The sequence below is a fragment of the Sphingomonas sp. Leaf4 genome (assembly GCF_920939515.1).
Taxonomy (GTDB): Bacteria; Pseudomonadota; Alphaproteobacteria; order Sphingomonadales; family Sphingomonadaceae; genus Sphingomonas.
The window spans coordinates 115,485-129,478 of sequence record NZ_CAKLBB010000006.1; the positions used below are offsets into that span (position 1 = coordinate 115,485).

The window sequence follows — 13,994 nt, forward strand, 5'->3', positions numbered from 1 at the left end:
GGCTTTGAAACGCCAAACTCTCCATGATCGGATCATCGCATGAGCAAGGCCGTTCCCGTCATCCTTTCGCTGATTCCGCTGGCCGCCGTCATCGGTGCCTGCGTGGCCTGCCCGTAAAGCCCCACCGCTTGCCACACACCATAACGAAAAAGGCCGCCGGGATCGCTCCCGACGGCCTTTTCCATGAATCCCGAAGGACAGGGCTGGATCAGCCCTGCTGGCCCTCGTCCGCGTCGTCGCGGGCGATGTCGCCCGGCTCGGCGTTGGGGTCATAATCCTCGGTGAAGCCGGCGTCGTCACGCTCGAACATCGATGCCATGACATCGACGCCCTGCGCCTGCATCTCGGCCTCTTCGGGCGAGCGCGCGACGTTGACCTTGACGATCGTCGTCACTTCGGGGTGCAGCGCGACCTTCACGTCGTACAGGCCGATGGCCTTGATCGGACGGTCGAGCACGACCTGCGACTTGTCGACCTTGTGGCCGTCGGCGACGAGCGCGTCGACCAGATCGCGAACTGCGACCGAACCGTAGAGCTGGCCGGTGTTCGACGACTGACGGATCAGCGTGACCGACACGCCTTCCAGCGTCTTGGCTTCGGCTTCCGCGTCGGTACGACGGGCGGCGTTGTCGGCGACGATCCGGTCACGGTTCGCCTCGAACACCTTCTTATTGGCTTCGTTGGCGCGCAGCGCCTTCTTGCGCGGCAGCAGGAAATTCCGGGCGAACCCGTCCTTCACCTTCACCACGTCGCCGATGGCGCCGAGCTTCTCGACGCGCTCCAGCAGAATGACGTCCATGGGGGCGCTCCTTACTTAACGATGTAGGGCAGCAGGCCCAGGTGACGGGCGCGCTTGATGGCCTGGGCCAGTTCGCGCTGCTTCTTCGCGCTCACCGACGTGATGCGCGAGGGGACGATCTTGCCACGCTCGGACACGAAGCCCTGCAGCAGCCGGACATCCTTATAGTCGATCCGGGGAGCGTCCTTCGCGGAGAAGGGGCAGCTCTTGCGGCGGCGGAAAAACGGACGTGCCATGGGTGTTCTTCCTTACGCTTCGGCGTCGGCGGGGGCCGACTGCTCGCGGTCGCGGCGCGGGCCGCGGTCATCACGGTCGCGGCCACCGCGACGTTCGCCACGCTCCGAACGCTCGCTCTTGCGCATCATCACGGTCGGACCTTCCTCGTGGCCGTCAACCTTGACGGTCATGAAGCGGATCACGTCCTCGTTGATCTGCGTCTGGCGCTCCAGCTCGGCCACGACGTCGCCCGGCGCGTCGATTTCGAGCATGACGTAATGCGCCTTGCGGTTCTTCGCGATGCGATAGGCGAGGCTGCGCAGGCCCCAGGTCTCGGTCTTCACGACCTTGCCGTTCATGTCCTGAACGATTTTCGTGGCGGTTTCCGCCAGCGCGTCCACCTGCGCCTGTGCCAGATCCTGGCGCGCAAGGAACACGTGCTCGTAGAGAGCCATATTCTGATCCGTCTGTTGGCCGATCGCTGACGCCGCGCCAATCGCGGTCGCCCCTCCGGCTGTCGTCGTCAAATGCAATCCGGGGCGGCAGGTACGACCTGCCACCCCGGATGTTCATGGCCCATACCCGAATCGGGCGGGAAAGCAAGGTCAGTTCAGGATCGCGCCGCCGATCACCGCGCCGATCACCCCGCTGGCCAGCGCGACCAGCACCGCGTCGTTGCCCGAACGCACCCACTGATAGCCGCGCGGCGGGGCATAGACGCCGCGCTGGCGATATGCGCGGTAATCGATCACCCGGTAGTTGGCGGCGCGGTTGCGGTCGAACCGCTGGCCGCGCTGCCACTTGGCATAGCGTGCCGGCTGCTGGCGGACCACCGTCTTGCGGACGTTCTGGCCGTGGCGGTTCTTCTCGACCACGACCGTGCGGCCGGGGCGTTCCTTGATGACGGTGCGGCCCTGCGCCGACGCGGCCATCGGGGTGGCGAACAGCGACGCGGTCATCGCAGCAAGGATCAGTTTCTTCATCGCACAGGCTCCTGATTGCGTTTCGATGCCCCAAGAATGGCGACCGCATATCGCAGCGGTTTGTCACCTGCTGGCCCAAATGGTCGCATGCTGTCGCGGCGGCGCCCCTTGCGTTCAGCTTGGTGGCGGGACTAGGCGCGCGGGCTTGGAATTTGCAGGAGAGACGGCGATGCGGGCATTCATCTTCCCAGGGCAAGGCAGCCAGTCGGTCGGCATGGGTGCGGCGCTGGCCGCCGCCAGCCCCCATGCGCGCGAAGTGTTTCAGGAGGTCGACGACGCGCTCGGCCAGCATCTCTTCCGCCTGATGGCCGACGGCCCCGATGCCGACCTGCTGCTGACCAAAAATGCCCAGCCCGCGATCATGGCTAATGCCATCGCGACGCTGCGCGTGCTGGAGCGCGAGGGCGGCATCCGCTTGGCGGAGAAGGCGGACTTCGTCGCGGGCCATTCGCTCGGCGAATATACCGCGCTGTGCGCCGCCGGCGCGCTCGACCTGTCGACCACCGCGCGGCTGCTGAAGCTGCGCGGACAGGCGATGCAGGCGGCGGTGCCGGTGGGCGAAGGGGCGATGGCCGCGCTGCTCGGCGCCGATCTCGCCAAGGCGCAAGCGCTGGCCGAAGCGGCGGCGCAGGGCGACGTATGCACCGTCGCCAACGACAATGATCCGTCGCAGGTGGTGATCTCGGGCGCGAAGGCCGCGATCGATCGCGCGGTGCCGCTGGCCAAGGAAATGGGCATCAAGCGCGCGGTGATCCTGCCGGTGTCGGCCCCGTTCCACTGCCCGCTGATGCAGCCCGCCGCCGATGCAATGACCGAGGCGCTGGCGAAGGTGACGCTCTCCGCGCCGCTGGTCCCGCTCTACGCCAACGTCACCGCCGCCCCGGTGGCAGATGCCGATACGATCCGCCGCCTGCTGGTCGAACAGGTGACGGGCATGGTCCGCTGGCGCGAATCGGTGCTGGCGATGCAGGACGTGGGCGTCACCGACTTCGTCGAACTGGGCGGCAAGGTGCTGGGCACGATGGTAAAACGCATCGCCCCCGACGCCACTGTCACCAGCGTCACAACGATGGCCGACATCGAGGCTTTGGTCGGGCGGTTGTAAGGTCGGTTCACGCGGAGGCGCGGAGACGCGGAGGAAGTATGGACCTGGAAGCGGTTTCCGGTGATGTGGTCGACGTTGCCCTGCGACTGCACCGGGAACTGGGGCCGGGGCTTCTCGAAAGCGTCTATGAAATGCTGCTTGCAGGACGGCTCGAAGCAATGGGCTACGCCGTCGTCCGGCAACAGCCGATCGACGTCATCTTCGACGGCCTCCGCTTTGAAAAAGCATTCAAGATTGATCTGTTGGTGGCCGGACGGCTGCTGATCGAGATAAAATCGGTCGAAAAGCTCCTTCCGGTCCATGGGAAGCAATTGCTGACCTATTTGCGCCTGACCAAACAGCCCGTAGGGCTACTCATCAATTTCGGCGGCGAAACGCTCAAGGAGGGGCTGCGCCGGATCGTCAACGACTACCGCCCCTCCGCGTCTCCGCGCCTCCGCGTGAATCAATCTTCCGGAGAATAACGATGTTCGACCTAACGGGAATGACCGCCCTCGTCACCGGCGCCAGCGGCGGCCTCGGTTCCGCCATCGCCAAGGGCCTTGCCGCGCAGGGCGCGCGCCTCGCGCTGTCCGGCTCGAACCAGGCCAAGCTCGAAGCCTTCGCCGCTACCCTTCCCGGCGATCACGTCACGCTCGTCTGCGACCTGTCCGACGGGGCGCAGGTCGACGCGCTGGTGCCGGCCGCAGTGGCCGCGCTCGGCAAGCTCGACATCCTCGTCAACAATGCCGGCGTCACCCGCGACAACCTCGCGATGCGGATGAAGGACGACGAATGGGATCAGGTGATCCGCGTCAATCTCGAAGCCGCGTTCCGCCTCTGCCGCGCCGCCGCCCGGCCGATGATGAAGGCGCGCTTCGGCCGCATCGTCTCAATCACCTCGGTCGTCGGGCAGACCGGCAATCCGGGGCAAGCCAATTACGCCGCGTCAAAGGCTGGCCTCGTCGGCATGTCCAAGGCGCTGGGGCAGGAACTCGCCAGTCGCGGCATCACCGTCAACTGCGTCGCCCCCGGCTTCATGGCCTCGGCGATGACCGACGTGCTGCCCGAGGCGCAGAAAACCGCCCTGCTGGGCAAGATTCCCGCCGGGGCGCTCGGCACGGGCGATGACGTGGCGGCGGCGGTCGCCTATCTTGCCAGCCGCGAGGCCGGGTACGTTACCGGGCAGACGATCCATGTAAACGGCGGGATGGCGATGGTATGAGCGTATTTCTGATGGTCGCGGCGATGGCGGCGGCGGGCGACGGCAATGTCGTCAAATGCGCGGTCGCCAAGATGCCGAAGCTCGAACTGGCCAAGCTCCAGCAGGGCATGATCGTCGGCGTGCTGGAGGGCAAGAAGCCCGCCCCGCCGATCGAGGCGCTGGTGAAGAAGGCGCGCGCCCATGCCGCCACCTGCCAGCCGGGCACCGGCAAGGCCGATACCCGCGCGGGCGAACTGGTCGTCACCAGCATCGCGGTCGAGGCGCTGGCCTCCGGGCTCGGCGCCAACGGCGTCGATCCGGTGGCGATCAACCGCCGCCTCAGCCAGACCCCGCCCGCCGTCCTCAACGCCTTCCTCGCGCGCAAGCAGACGGCGGAGGTGGATGCGTTCATGAACGGCATGCTCGAACTGGCCGGCGCGAAAAAGGCGCAGGTGCGCGTGCAGCGGCTGATGGGCGGCTATGCGTTCAACGCCGCGACGCTGGCCCGGCTGTTCGCATCGCGCGCGGCCTGAGGGTCCGGTTGAAAACTGGCGGAGGGGCGCGCCGGTGCCGCGAAATGCGCTTCGGCGCATTTCCGAACGGACCCCGATGAAGCCGCGCCGGGTCTTGCGCGCGGCATTCGTGCGTTCTAGGGGCGTTCAGGAATACACCCCGCAGGTGAAGAGGGAATGAATATGAGCGAGACCGCCGAGCGCGTGAAGAAAATCGTCGTCGAGCATCTGGGCGTCGAAGCCGAGAAGGTCACCGAGGACGCGAGCTTCATCGACGATCTGGGCGCGGACAGCCTCGACATCGTCGAGCTGGTCATGGCGTTCGAGGAAGAATTCGGGGTCGAGATTCCCGACGATGCCGCCGAGAAGATCACGACCGTCAAGGACGCGATCACCTATATCGACGAGCACAAGGGCTGATCCGGCCGGGGCGGCACCGCCGCCCCGCCGACCTGCCAGAGAGTTTCACGGCCCCCCGTCCCGGCGTAAAGCCATGGGCGGGGGGTCGTTCGTATCGACGCTGAACGAAAGAGGAATGCCCATGCGCCGCGTAGTCGTGACCGGCCTCGGCCTCGTGACCCCGCTGGGTGCCGAGGTCGAGGTTGCCTGGAAGAACCTGATCGCCGGCAAATCGGGCGCGGGGCCGATCACGCATTTCGATGCGTCGAACCAGAAGTGCCGCATCGCGTGCGAAGTGAAGCCCGCCGGCCATGAATATGGCTTCGACGCGGGGCTGCGCGTCGATCACAAGATCCAGCGGCAGGTCGATCCGTTCATCGTCTTCGGCATCGACGCCGCCGGACAGGCGCTGGAAGACGCCGGCCTGACCGACATGACCGAGGAAGAGCGCTACCGCGCCGGCTGCTCGATCGGCGCCGGCATCGGCGGCCTGCCCGGTATCGCCAGCGAATCGCTGGTGTGCGAGAACAAGGGCCCGTCGCGCGTCAGCCCGCACTTCGTCCACGGCCGTCTCATCAACCTGATCTCGGGTCAGGTATCGATCAAATACGGCCTGATGGGGCCGAACCACGCCGTCGTCACCGCCTGTTCGACCGGCGCGCATTCGATCGGCGACGCCGCGCGGATGATCGCGATGGACGATGCCGACGTGATGCTCGCGGGCGGCTCGGAAGGCGCGATCTGCCCGCTGGGCATCGCCGGCTTCGCGCAAGCGCGTGCGCTCTCGACCGCATTCAACGATCAGCCTGAAAAAGCATCGCGCCCCTATGACCGCGACCGCGACGGCTTCGTGATGGGCGAGGGTGCCGGCGTCGTCGTGCTCGAGGAATATGAGCGCGCCAAGGCGCGTGGTGCCAAGATCTATGCCGAAGTCATCGGCTATGGCCTGTCGGGCGACGCCTATCACGTAACGGCACCGCATCCGCAGGGGTCTGGCGCGTTCCGGTCGATGGAAATGGCGATGCGCAAGTCGGGGCTGTCGCTGACCGACATCAACTATATCAACGCGCACGGCACCTCGACTCCGCTGGGCGACGAGCTGGAGCTGGGCGCGGTGCGGCGGCTGTTCGGCGATGCGATCGGCGACATCGCCATGTCGTCGACCAAGTCGGCGATTGGCCATCTGCTGGGCGGCGCGGGCGCGGTCGAGAGCATCTTCTGCATCCTTGCGATGCGCGACGGCATCGTGCCGCCGACGCTCAATCTCGACAATCCGTCGGAAAATTGCGCGGGCGTCAACCTCGTCCCCCACACCGCGCAGGAGCGCAAGGTGAAGGCGGTGCTGAACAACTCGTTCGGCTTCGGCGGCACCAACGCTTCGCTGGTGATGAAGGCGCTCTGAGCCCCATGCGCCGGATCGGTTGCCTCGGCCTGATCGTCGGACTGCTCGGGATCGCCGCGCTGTTTGTCGTGATGCAGGGCTGGGGCGGGGCCGGTCCGGCGACGCGGACGCTGACCGTCGTCATCCCCGAAGGTGCCAGCCTGACGGCGGCGGCGGGCGAGCTGGAAAAGGCCGGGGCGATCCGCTCCGCCGACCGTTTCCGCCTCTATGCCCGTTTCCTCGGCAGCGGCGATCCGATCCGCGCCGGCGAGTATCAGGTGCCCGCCGGCCTCAGTCAGTCGGACATCCTGAAACTGCTGCAAGGCGGCCGCACGCTACGCCGCTTCGTCACCGTCCCCGAAGGCTGGCCCTCGGTGCTGGTGCAGGAAGCGGTCGCCAAGGCTCCGCAACTCGAAGGGCCGACCCCGCTTCCGCCCGAAGGCAGCATCCTGCCCGACAGCTATGATTATCAGCGGGGCGACACCCGCGCCGCCTATGTCGCGCGGATGCAGGCGGCGATGGACCGCTACCTCACCGCCGCATGGGCCAGCCGCAAGCCGACCACGGTCGCCAAGACCCCGCGCGAGGCGATCATCCTCGCCTCGATCGTCGAGAAGGAGACGGGCAAGCCGTCCGAACGGCGGATGGTCGCGGCGGTCTATTCCAATCGCCTCCGCATCGGCATGCCGCTTCAGGCCGACCCGACCGTCATCTACCCGATCACGAAGGGCAAGCCGCTCGGCCGACGCATCCTGCGCTCCGAACTGCTGGCGAAGAATGGCTACAACACCTATGCCTCGCGTGGGCTGCCGGTCGGGCCGATCGCCAACCCCGGCCGTGCCTCGATCGACGCGGTGCTCGATCCCGAGGACAGCGAGGCGCTGTATTTCGTGGCCGACGGCAGCGGCGGCCATGTGTTCGCGAACACGCTTGCCGAACACAATGCCAACGTCCAGAAATGGTATGCCATTCGGAGGGCGCGGGGAGAGATGTGATGCGGAGGATGGTGCTGGTTGCCGCGCTGGGCGTGGTCGCGCAGCCGGCAGCGGCATGTGCCGCCCCCACCCCCTATCGTCCGCTAACCGCACGACCGGCCGGAACCCAAAGCGTCCTGCTGGTCGAGGTCGTGTCGCTCGACTTCGCCCGCTATCCTGCGGTCGCGACGGTTAGCGTGATACGGGACGGCAAGCGCGCCGCAACCACCCACCGCATCTCCTTCCAACGCTCGATCTGCGGCGGCGAGCGCGATCCGGCAAAGGGCGACCGGCTCGTCGTCTATCTGCGCGGCTCCGACGCGCTCGGCTGGGCGATACCGGCCGAGGCGAAGAGGCTCGAGCGCAGTTTCGGCTGAACCCTGCTCCCCTCCCTGACAAGGGAGGGGCTGGGGGTGGGTAGGCCCGCGAGGGAACGGCTCACCTGCCACCGGCCGACCCACCCCCAACCCAGTTTCGGGTGAACAGTGCCCCGCACTGTTCAGGTCATGCCGAGGGCATGACCGACCCGAAACTCTTGTCAGGGAGGGGAGTACGTGGGGCACCCTACACCACTACTGTCACCCCGGACTGGTTCCGGGGTCCACGGTTCCGCACACACTGTAATCCGTGCGCTCGCGGCACGGTGGACCCCGGAACCAGTCCGGGGTGACGGTAGCGGTAGATACGGGTCGGCCGCTACACCGCCACACCAACCCTCACCCCCGCAACCCGCTCGCTGCATGCGCGCGCGTTTCGGTTTCGGCGTGGGTCGCGCCGACGATCCAGCTTCCGCCGACGCACAGCACCGGATCGAACGCCAGCCATTCGGACGCGCTCGCTTCGGTAATCCCGCCGGTCGGGCAGAATTTCGCCTGATAGAAGGGCGCGGCCAGCGCCTTGAGCGCCTTCAACCCGCCCGACGCCTCGGCCGGAAAGAATTTGAAGTGGGTGAGTCCCAGATCCAGCCCGCGCATGATGTCGCCCGCATTGGCGATGCCCGGCAGGAACGGCACGCCGCTGTCAAGGATCGGCCGGGCGATCGTCTCGGTCAGGCCGGGCGACACGATGAACTCGCTGCCCGCATCCATCGCCTGCGCGAACTGCTGCGCGCTCACCACGGTCCCGGCACCGACGATCGCGCCCTCGACCTTCTTCATCTCGGCGATCGCTTCCAGCGCGGCGGAGGTGCGCAGCGTGACTTCCAGCACGCGCAGGCCGCCCTTCACCAGCGCCTCGGCCATCGGCCGCGCCTGTGCGGCGTCGTGGACGACCAGCACCGGGATGACCGGGCTGGTCTGCATGATGGTTTGAATGGAGAGGGGGGCAATCGAAACGGTCATCGTGCGTGCTCCTGCGCGAAGGCTGCGGCGGCCCCGAACAGGCCGGGCTGGGGATGGGTGATAAGCTTGACCGGAATGCCGGCCATCAACGTCTGGAACCGCCCCTTGGCGGTGAAGCGCGTGCCGAAGCCCGATTCGAGCAGATGGTCCTTGAGGCGCAGGCCGAGCCCGCCAGCGATCACCACCGCCTTGGCCCCCTGTGCCAGCGCCAGATCGCCCGCGACCGCGCCCAGCGTCAGGCAGAAGCGGTCGAGCGCGGCGACGGCGATGCTGTCGGTCCCCTCCAGCGCGGCGGTCCAGATCGTCTTGTCGTCGCTATGCGGCACCGACACGCCCTCGATCTCGGCCAGCGTCTCATACCATGCCACGATCGACGGCCCGGCGCAGGCGCGTTCGGCCGATCCCCGGCCATGCGCGCGGCGCAACCGCTTGAGCAACGCATCCTCAATCCCGTCGAGTGGCGCGAAATCCTGATGCCCGCCCTCGGTTTCCAGCACATGATAGCGCTCGTCGGTGCGCAGCAACTGCGCGACGCCAAGTCCCGTACCCGGGCCGCAGATCGTCACCACGCCGCGCGTCGGTAATGGCCCCTCGGGGCCGCACAGATGGATAAAATCGTCGTCCGACACCTGGGCCACGGCATGGCCGACCGCGCCGAAATCGTTGATGATCGACCACACGTCGACGCCCAGCCGCTCGTTCATCAGCGGCGGGCGGATGATCCACGGATTGTTGGTCAGCTTGATGAGCGTGTCGTTGACCGGCGAGGCGACGGCAAGGCTGGCGGCACGCGGCAGCGGCCGACCGAGATCACGTTCGAATGCACGCCACGCCAGTTGCAGGCTGCCATGCTCGGCCACCTTCTGCGTGACCGGTTCGCCCAGATGCACCACGCGCCCGCCCGCGACCTCGGCGATGGCGAAGCGCGCGTGCGTTCCGCCGATGTCCACCGCTACGACTTCCATAGCCTCTCCTCTTGTCGTTCTTTGGGGACGGCGGGCTGTTTTACAGCCCCGCCGCCGCCAGCATCGCCGATCCGCCAGCTTCCGCTTCGCTCGCACCCTGGCGCATCATCGCGAAAATCTCGCGACCGGTGCCATCGGCGGCCGGCGGCACGGGCACATGCTCGCGCGCGGCCCATTCGTCGGCGGGGACCAGCGCTTCGAGCGTGTTGGCATTGGCATCCAGCCGGATGACATCGCCATCGCGCAGCTTGCCGATCGGCCCGCCGCCCAGCGCCTCGGGCGACAGGTGGATCGCGGCGGGCACCTTGCCCGATGCGCCCGACATGCGGCCATCGGTGACGAGCGCCACCCGATACCCGCGGTTCTGGAGCACGCCCAGCGCCGGGGTCAGCTTGTGCAACTCGGGCATACCGTTGGCCTTGGGCCCCTGATGGCGCACCACCACCACCACGTCGCGGTCGAGCTCCCCGGCCTTGAACGCCGCCTGCACCGCTGCCTGATCGCTGAACACGCGCGCCGGTGCCTCGATCACCCAGCGGTCGCGGTCGACCGCCGATACCTTGATGCAGGCCCGGCCGATGTTGCCCGACAGGATGCGGAAGCCGCCTTCCTCGCTGAACGGATTGTCGATCGTGCGGACGATGCTGTCGTCGCCGCTCGTCGGCGCATGGTCGCGCCAGACGAGCTGGTCGTCCTCGATCACCGACTGACGGCCATAGGCGGCCATGCCGTCCTTCGCGATGGTCAGCGTATCGCCGTGCATCAGTCCGCCGCGCAGCAGCTCGCGGATCACGAACGATGGCCCGCCGGCATCCTCGAAGCCGTTCACATCGGCCGATCCGTTGGGATAGACTCGCGTGAGCAGCGGCACGACCTCGCTCAACCGGTTGAAATCCTCCCAGTCGATCACGATCCCCGCCGATCGCGCGATCGCGGGCAGGTGAATCAGGTGGTTGGTCGACCCGCCGGTCGCCAGCAACACGATGGCGGCGTTGACGATCGCCTTTTCATCGACGACCCGCCCGATCGGGCGATAATCGTCGCCGTCCCAGCCGATCTCGGCGAGGCGATGCACGGCGGCGCGCGTCAGTTCCTGCCGCCGCTTGGTCCCCGGATTGGCGAACGAGGCGTCGGGGACATGCAGCCCCAGCGCTTCCATCATCATCTGGTTGCTGTTCGCGGTGCCGTAAAAGGTACAGGTGCCCTTGCCATGATACGCCGCGATCTCGGCGTCGAGCAGTTCCTCGCGCCCCACCTTGCCCTCGGCATAGGCTTCGCGCACCGCCGCCTTCTGCTTGTTGGCGATGCCGGTGCGCATCGGCCCGCCGGGGATCAGCACCATCGGCAGGTGGCCGAAGCGCAGCGCCCCCATCAGCAGGCCGGGCACGATCTTGTCGCAGATGCCGAGCAGCGCCGCGCCCTCGAACGTGCCATGGCTGAGCGCGATGGCGGTCGACAGCGCGATGGTATCGCGGCTGAACAACGACAGCTCCATGCCGGCATAGCCTTGCGTCACGCCGTCGCACATCGCCGGCACGCCGCCCGCGACCTGCGCCGTCACGCCCGCCTCGCGCGCCCACACCTTCATCTGTTCGGGATAGCGGTAATAGGGCGCGTGCGCCGACAGCATGTCGTTGTAGGCGGTGACGATGCCGATGTTCATCCGGTTCGCCGGGCGCATCGCGTCTCGGTCCTCGTCGGTCCCGGCATAGGCGTGCGCGAGGTTCGCGCAGCCGAGCATCGGCCGGTCGACGCCCGATTCGCGCTCGCGGTCGATCAGCGCGAGGTACGCGGCGCGTCTGTCGCGCGACGCTTCGATGATGCGGTCGGTGACGGCGGCGATCGTGGCGTTCAGGGCCATCATGCGCTCCAGTGAATATCGACGGGAAGTTCGACTTCGGCCAGCACCCGGCCGATGGGATAGGGCGACGACGCCCCCTGATCGATCGCGCGTTCGAGGACCGATTTCTTCTCGTCCCCGGTGATCGCGATCATCAGCGCGCGCGCCGACGCGATCGCCGCATGGCTCAGCGTCACGCGCGCCACCGGTGCCTCGGGCGGCAGCGGATCGGGCATCACGCCCAGCGCGCGGCGCTCCTTCGGACCGGTCAGCGCTTCGGTAAGATCGGGGCCGGGGAAGATCGACGCGGTATGCCCGTCGCCGCCCATGCCGAGCAGGCACAGGTCCAGCGGCCAGTGGAGGTCCTGCAACCGCGCGTCGGCGGCGCGCCCGGCGGCCTTGTAGTCTGCTGCCTTCTCGGCGGTCAGCGGGATCACCCGTGCGCCCTTGGGCAGAAAAATCTTGGCAAGGCCGGTGACGTTCGACAGCGCGTCGCCCATCGGCACGATCCGGTCGTCGGTCGGCACGATCGTCACGCGCTTCCAGTCGATCTTGGCCTTGACCAGCTTGTCATAGATCGGGGCAGGGGTGCGCCCGCCCGCCAGCGCGATCACCGCCGCGCCGCGTGCGTCGATCGCCGATTCGATGATGAACTGGATGTCGCCGGCAAGGGCTGCGGCGAACTCGGCGGGTTCGTCATATTCCCACCATTCGATCTCGGTCATGTATCTCTGTTCCGTAGCATAATGTTCAGCGGGTCAAGCGAGCGACCAACGCTACTCGTTCCACGTTACCCCGTCGCGCTCGGTCAGCGCGACGCTGGCGTTCGGCCCCCAGCTTCCCGAGGGATAGGGCTTGGGCGCGGTGCCATTGGCCTTCCACCCGTCGCGGATCGCGTCGATCCACTGCCACTGCGCCTCCACCTCGTCGCGGCGGACGAACAACGTCGGATCGCCTTCGATCAGGTCGAGCAGCAAGCGCTCATAGGCGATCCGCCGCCGCGTGCCGGCGAACGCGGTGGTCAGCGACAGGTCGAGCGGGACTTCGCGCAACCGCACCCCGTCGCGGTCGAGGCCGGGTTCCTTGGCCATCACCAGCAACCGGACATATTCCTCGGGCTGTAACCGGATCACCAGCGTGTTCGGCTGCAACCGCCCGCCGCGATCGGCGAAGATCGAATGCGGCACCGGCTTGAACTGGATCGAGATTTCGGAATGGCGGTCGGTCATCCGCTTGCCGGTGCGCAGGTAGAAGGGCACCCCCTGCCAGCGCCAGTTGTCGACATGCGCCTTCACCGCGACGAACGTCTCGGTATCCGAATCCTTGCCCAGCTCCTCGTCATAGCCGCGCACGATCTCGCCCTTGACCGCGCCGGCGTCATACTGGCCGGTGACGGTGTGGGTGCCGACCTCGGCCGGCCCGATCGGGCGGAGCGAGCGCAGCACCTTGACCTTTTCGTCGCGGATCGCGGTGCCGTCGAACTTGGCGGGCGGTTCCATCGCGATCAGGGCGACCAGTTGCAGCACATGGTTCTGCACCATGTCGCGCAGCGCGCCGACCTCGTCGTAATAGCCCGCGCGGCCCTCCAGCCCGACCGTCTCCGAAATGGTGATCTGGACATGGTCGATGCCGCGCGCGTTCCACACCGGCTCGAACATCGCATTGCCGAAGCGCAGCGCGAGGATGTTCTGGACGGTTTCCTTGCCCAGATAATGGTCGATCCGGTAGGTCCGCTCCTCGGGAAAGCCGGCGGCGACCAGATCGTTGATCTCGCGGCTCGACGCCAGATCCTTGCCGAGCGGTTTCTCGAGGCTGATCCGCACGTTCGGCCCGGCGAGGCCAGCGCCCTGCAACCCGGTGATCGTCGGCCCGAACAGCCACGGCGCGGTCGACAGGAAGATCGCTAGCCCGCCCGAGATGTCGCCCAGCTTCTCGGCCAAGACGCCGAAGCCGTCGACGTTCGACGCATCGAGCGGTTGATAGTGCAGCCGCGCGAGGAAGGCGTCGATCGCGCTTTCGTCCTTGCGGTCGTCGCTCAGGAATTCGTCGAGCGCGTGGCGGGCGAAGGCGCGGAAACCCTCGTCGTCATGCTCGTGGCGCGCGGTGCCGGTGATCGTCAGCCCCTGCGGCAACAGCCCGTCGGCATGCAGCCCATAGAGCGAGGGGAGCAACATCCGCTGCGACAGATCCCCCGTCGCGCCGAACAACAGCAGCTTCGCCACCGGTTGCCTCGTCATGCCTGCTCCTTGGTCCAATCGTCGGTCGTGCGCGCTCCTAGCAGCCAATTTCGCAAACGC

The 13,994-nt window shown here is 67.2% G+C and carries 17 protein-coding genes; 8 read left to right on the forward strand and 9 right to left on the reverse strand.

Annotation, left to right across the window (positions count from 1 at the left end):
- Positions 1-208: 208 nt before the first annotated feature.
- The 4 genes from rplI to LRA89_RS10385 all read right to left on the reverse strand — a co-directional run bounded on the left by rplI (position 209) and on the right by LRA89_RS10385 (position 1,998).
- Positions 209-799, reverse strand: a complete 591-nt coding sequence (gene rplI / locus LRA89_RS10370) for a 50S ribosomal protein L9 (protein WP_055759909.1) — start codon at positions 797-799, stop codon at positions 209-211.
- Between the two features lie 11 nt (positions 800-810).
- Positions 811-1,035 (reverse strand): 30S ribosomal protein S18, encoded by a 225-nt coding sequence (rpsR, locus tag LRA89_RS10375; protein ID WP_010543816.1) that lies wholly within the window; start codon positions 1,033-1,035, stop codon positions 811-813.
- Positions 1,036-1,047: 12 nt separating this feature from the next.
- Entirely contained in the window at positions 1,048-1,470 is a 423-nt protein-coding gene (rpsF, locus tag LRA89_RS10380; protein ID WP_055759912.1) for a 30S ribosomal protein S6, read from the reverse strand.
- Positions 1,471-1,620: 150 nt separating this feature from the next.
- Entirely contained in the window at positions 1,621-1,998 is a 378-nt protein-coding gene (locus tag LRA89_RS10385; RefSeq protein ID WP_230770088.1) for an RcnB family protein, read from the reverse strand.
- A gap of 169 nt (positions 1,999-2,167) precedes the next feature.
- Between LRA89_RS10385 and fabD the strand changes: the two genes are divergently transcribed.
- From fabD to LRA89_RS10425, 8 genes are all read left to right on the forward strand, one after another.
- Positions 2,168-3,103 carry an ACP S-malonyltransferase gene (gene fabD, locus LRA89_RS10390; protein ID WP_230770089.1) on the forward strand — a complete coding sequence of 312 codons (936 nt, stop codon included), beginning with the start codon at positions 2,168-2,170 and terminating at the stop codon, positions 3,101-3,103.
- 38 nt (positions 3,104-3,141) lie between these two features.
- Positions 3,142-3,567, forward strand: coding sequence for a GxxExxY protein (locus LRA89_RS10395; RefSeq protein ID WP_230770090.1), 426 nt, complete (start codon positions 3,142-3,144; stop codon positions 3,565-3,567).
- A 2-nt stretch (positions 3,568-3,569) separates the two neighbouring features.
- Positions 3,570-4,307, forward strand: coding sequence for a 3-oxoacyl-[acyl-carrier-protein] reductase (gene fabG / locus LRA89_RS10400; RefSeq protein ID WP_230770091.1), 738 nt, complete (start codon positions 3,570-3,572; stop codon positions 4,305-4,307).
- Entirely contained in the window at positions 4,304-4,819 is a 516-nt protein-coding gene (locus tag LRA89_RS10405) for a hypothetical protein (RefSeq protein ID WP_055759926.1), read from the forward strand. Before fabG ends, LRA89_RS10405 begins: the two co-directional genes overlap by 4 nt.
- Positions 4,820-4,981: 162 nt before the next feature.
- Positions 4,982-5,218 (forward strand): acyl carrier protein, encoded by a 237-nt coding sequence (locus LRA89_RS10410; RefSeq protein WP_055760552.1) that lies wholly within the window; start codon positions 4,982-4,984, stop codon positions 5,216-5,218.
- 121 nt (positions 5,219-5,339) lie between these two features.
- Entirely contained in the window at positions 5,340-6,599 is a 1,260-nt protein-coding gene (fabF, locus tag LRA89_RS10415) for a beta-ketoacyl-ACP synthase II (RefSeq protein WP_056497790.1), read from the forward strand.
- Positions 6,600-6,604: 5 nt separating this feature from the next.
- Positions 6,605-7,573 (forward strand): endolytic transglycosylase MltG, encoded by a 969-nt coding sequence (gene mltG, locus LRA89_RS10420; RefSeq protein ID WP_230770092.1) that lies wholly within the window; start codon positions 6,605-6,607, stop codon positions 7,571-7,573.
- Positions 7,573-7,929: a hypothetical protein gene (locus LRA89_RS10425; protein WP_230770093.1), complete on the forward strand. Its 357-nt coding sequence runs from the start codon at positions 7,573-7,575 to the stop codon at positions 7,927-7,929. The genes mltG and LRA89_RS10425 overlap by 1 nt, the downstream gene beginning before the upstream one ends.
- 339 nt (positions 7,930-8,268) lie before the next feature.
- Here the strand turns inward: LRA89_RS10425 and eda are convergent, their stop codons facing one another.
- From eda to zwf, 5 genes are read right to left on the reverse strand one after another with little or no spacing between them, the layout of a single operon-like run.
- Positions 8,269-8,892 carry a bifunctional 4-hydroxy-2-oxoglutarate aldolase/2-dehydro-3-deoxy-phosphogluconate aldolase gene (gene eda, locus LRA89_RS10430; protein WP_230770094.1) on the reverse strand — a complete coding sequence of 208 codons (624 nt, stop codon included), beginning with the start codon at positions 8,890-8,892 and terminating at the stop codon, positions 8,269-8,271.
- On the reverse strand, positions 8,889-9,857 hold the full coding sequence (locus tag LRA89_RS10435; protein WP_055759939.1) for a glucokinase: 969 nt from the start codon (positions 9,855-9,857) through the stop codon (positions 8,889-8,891). The genes eda and LRA89_RS10435 overlap by 4 nt, the downstream gene beginning before the upstream one ends.
- Positions 9,858-9,897: 40 nt before the next feature.
- Positions 9,898-11,721: a phosphogluconate dehydratase gene (gene edd, locus LRA89_RS10440; RefSeq protein ID WP_443024962.1), complete on the reverse strand. Its 1,824-nt coding sequence runs from the start codon at positions 11,719-11,721 to the stop codon at positions 9,898-9,900.
- Complete coding sequence (gene pgl / locus LRA89_RS10445) at positions 11,718-12,422, reverse strand: 6-phosphogluconolactonase (RefSeq protein WP_055759945.1); 705 nt, start codon at positions 12,420-12,422, stop codon at positions 11,718-11,720. The genes edd and pgl overlap by 4 nt, the downstream gene beginning before the upstream one ends.
- Before the next feature lie 51 nt (positions 12,423-12,473).
- Positions 12,474-13,934, reverse strand: a complete 1,461-nt coding sequence (zwf, locus tag LRA89_RS10450; RefSeq protein ID WP_055759947.1) for a glucose-6-phosphate dehydrogenase — start codon at positions 13,932-13,934, stop codon at positions 12,474-12,476.
- Positions 13,935-13,994: the final 60 nt, after the last annotated feature.

Bases quoted from the DNA above. Each gene is read 5' to 3' on its own strand.
- rplI (WP_055759909.1), bottom strand. From the start codon at position 799: ATGGACGTCATTCTGCTGGAGCGCGTCGAGAAGCTCGGCGCCATCGGC.
- rpsR (WP_010543816.1), bottom strand. From the start codon at position 1,035: ATGGCACGTCCGTTTTTCCGCCGCCGCAAGAGCTGCCCCTTCTCCGCG.
- rpsF (WP_055759912.1), bottom strand. From the start codon at position 1,470: ATGGCTCTCTACGAGCACGTGTTCCTTGCGCGCCAGGATCTGGCACAG.
- LRA89_RS10385 (WP_230770088.1), bottom strand. From the start codon at position 1,998: ATGAAGAAACTGATCCTTGCTGCGATGACCGCGTCGCTGTTCGCCACC.
- fabD (WP_230770089.1), top strand. From the start codon at position 2,168: ATGCGGGCATTCATCTTCCCAGGGCAAGGCAGCCAGTCGGTCGGCATG.
- LRA89_RS10395 (WP_230770090.1), top strand. From the start codon at position 3,142: ATGGACCTGGAAGCGGTTTCCGGTGATGTGGTCGACGTTGCCCTGCGA.
- fabG (WP_230770091.1), top strand. From the start codon at position 3,570: ATGTTCGACCTAACGGGAATGACCGCCCTCGTCACCGGCGCCAGCGGC.
- LRA89_RS10405 (WP_055759926.1), top strand. From the start codon at position 4,304: ATGAGCGTATTTCTGATGGTCGCGGCGATGGCGGCGGCGGGCGACGGC.
- LRA89_RS10410 (WP_055760552.1), top strand. From the start codon at position 4,982: ATGAGCGAGACCGCCGAGCGCGTGAAGAAAATCGTCGTCGAGCATCTG.
- fabF (WP_056497790.1), top strand. From the start codon at position 5,340: ATGCGCCGCGTAGTCGTGACCGGCCTCGGCCTCGTGACCCCGCTGGGT.
- mltG (WP_230770092.1), top strand. From the start codon at position 6,605: ATGCGCCGGATCGGTTGCCTCGGCCTGATCGTCGGACTGCTCGGGATC.
- LRA89_RS10425 (WP_230770093.1), top strand. From the start codon at position 7,573: ATGCGGAGGATGGTGCTGGTTGCCGCGCTGGGCGTGGTCGCGCAGCCG.
- eda (WP_230770094.1), bottom strand. From the start codon at position 8,892: ATGACCGTTTCGATTGCCCCCCTCTCCATTCAAACCATCATGCAGACC.
- LRA89_RS10435 (WP_055759939.1), bottom strand. From the start codon at position 9,857: ATGGAAGTCGTAGCGGTGGACATCGGCGGAACGCACGCGCGCTTCGCC.
- edd (WP_443024962.1), bottom strand. From the start codon at position 11,721: ATGATGGCCCTGAACGCCACGATCGCCGCCGTCACCGACCGCATCATC.
- pgl (WP_055759945.1), bottom strand. From the start codon at position 12,422: ATGACCGAGATCGAATGGTGGGAATATGACGAACCCGCCGAGTTCGCC.
- zwf (WP_055759947.1), bottom strand. From the start codon at position 13,934: ATGACGAGGCAACCGGTGGCGAAGCTGCTGTTGTTCGGCGCGACGGGG.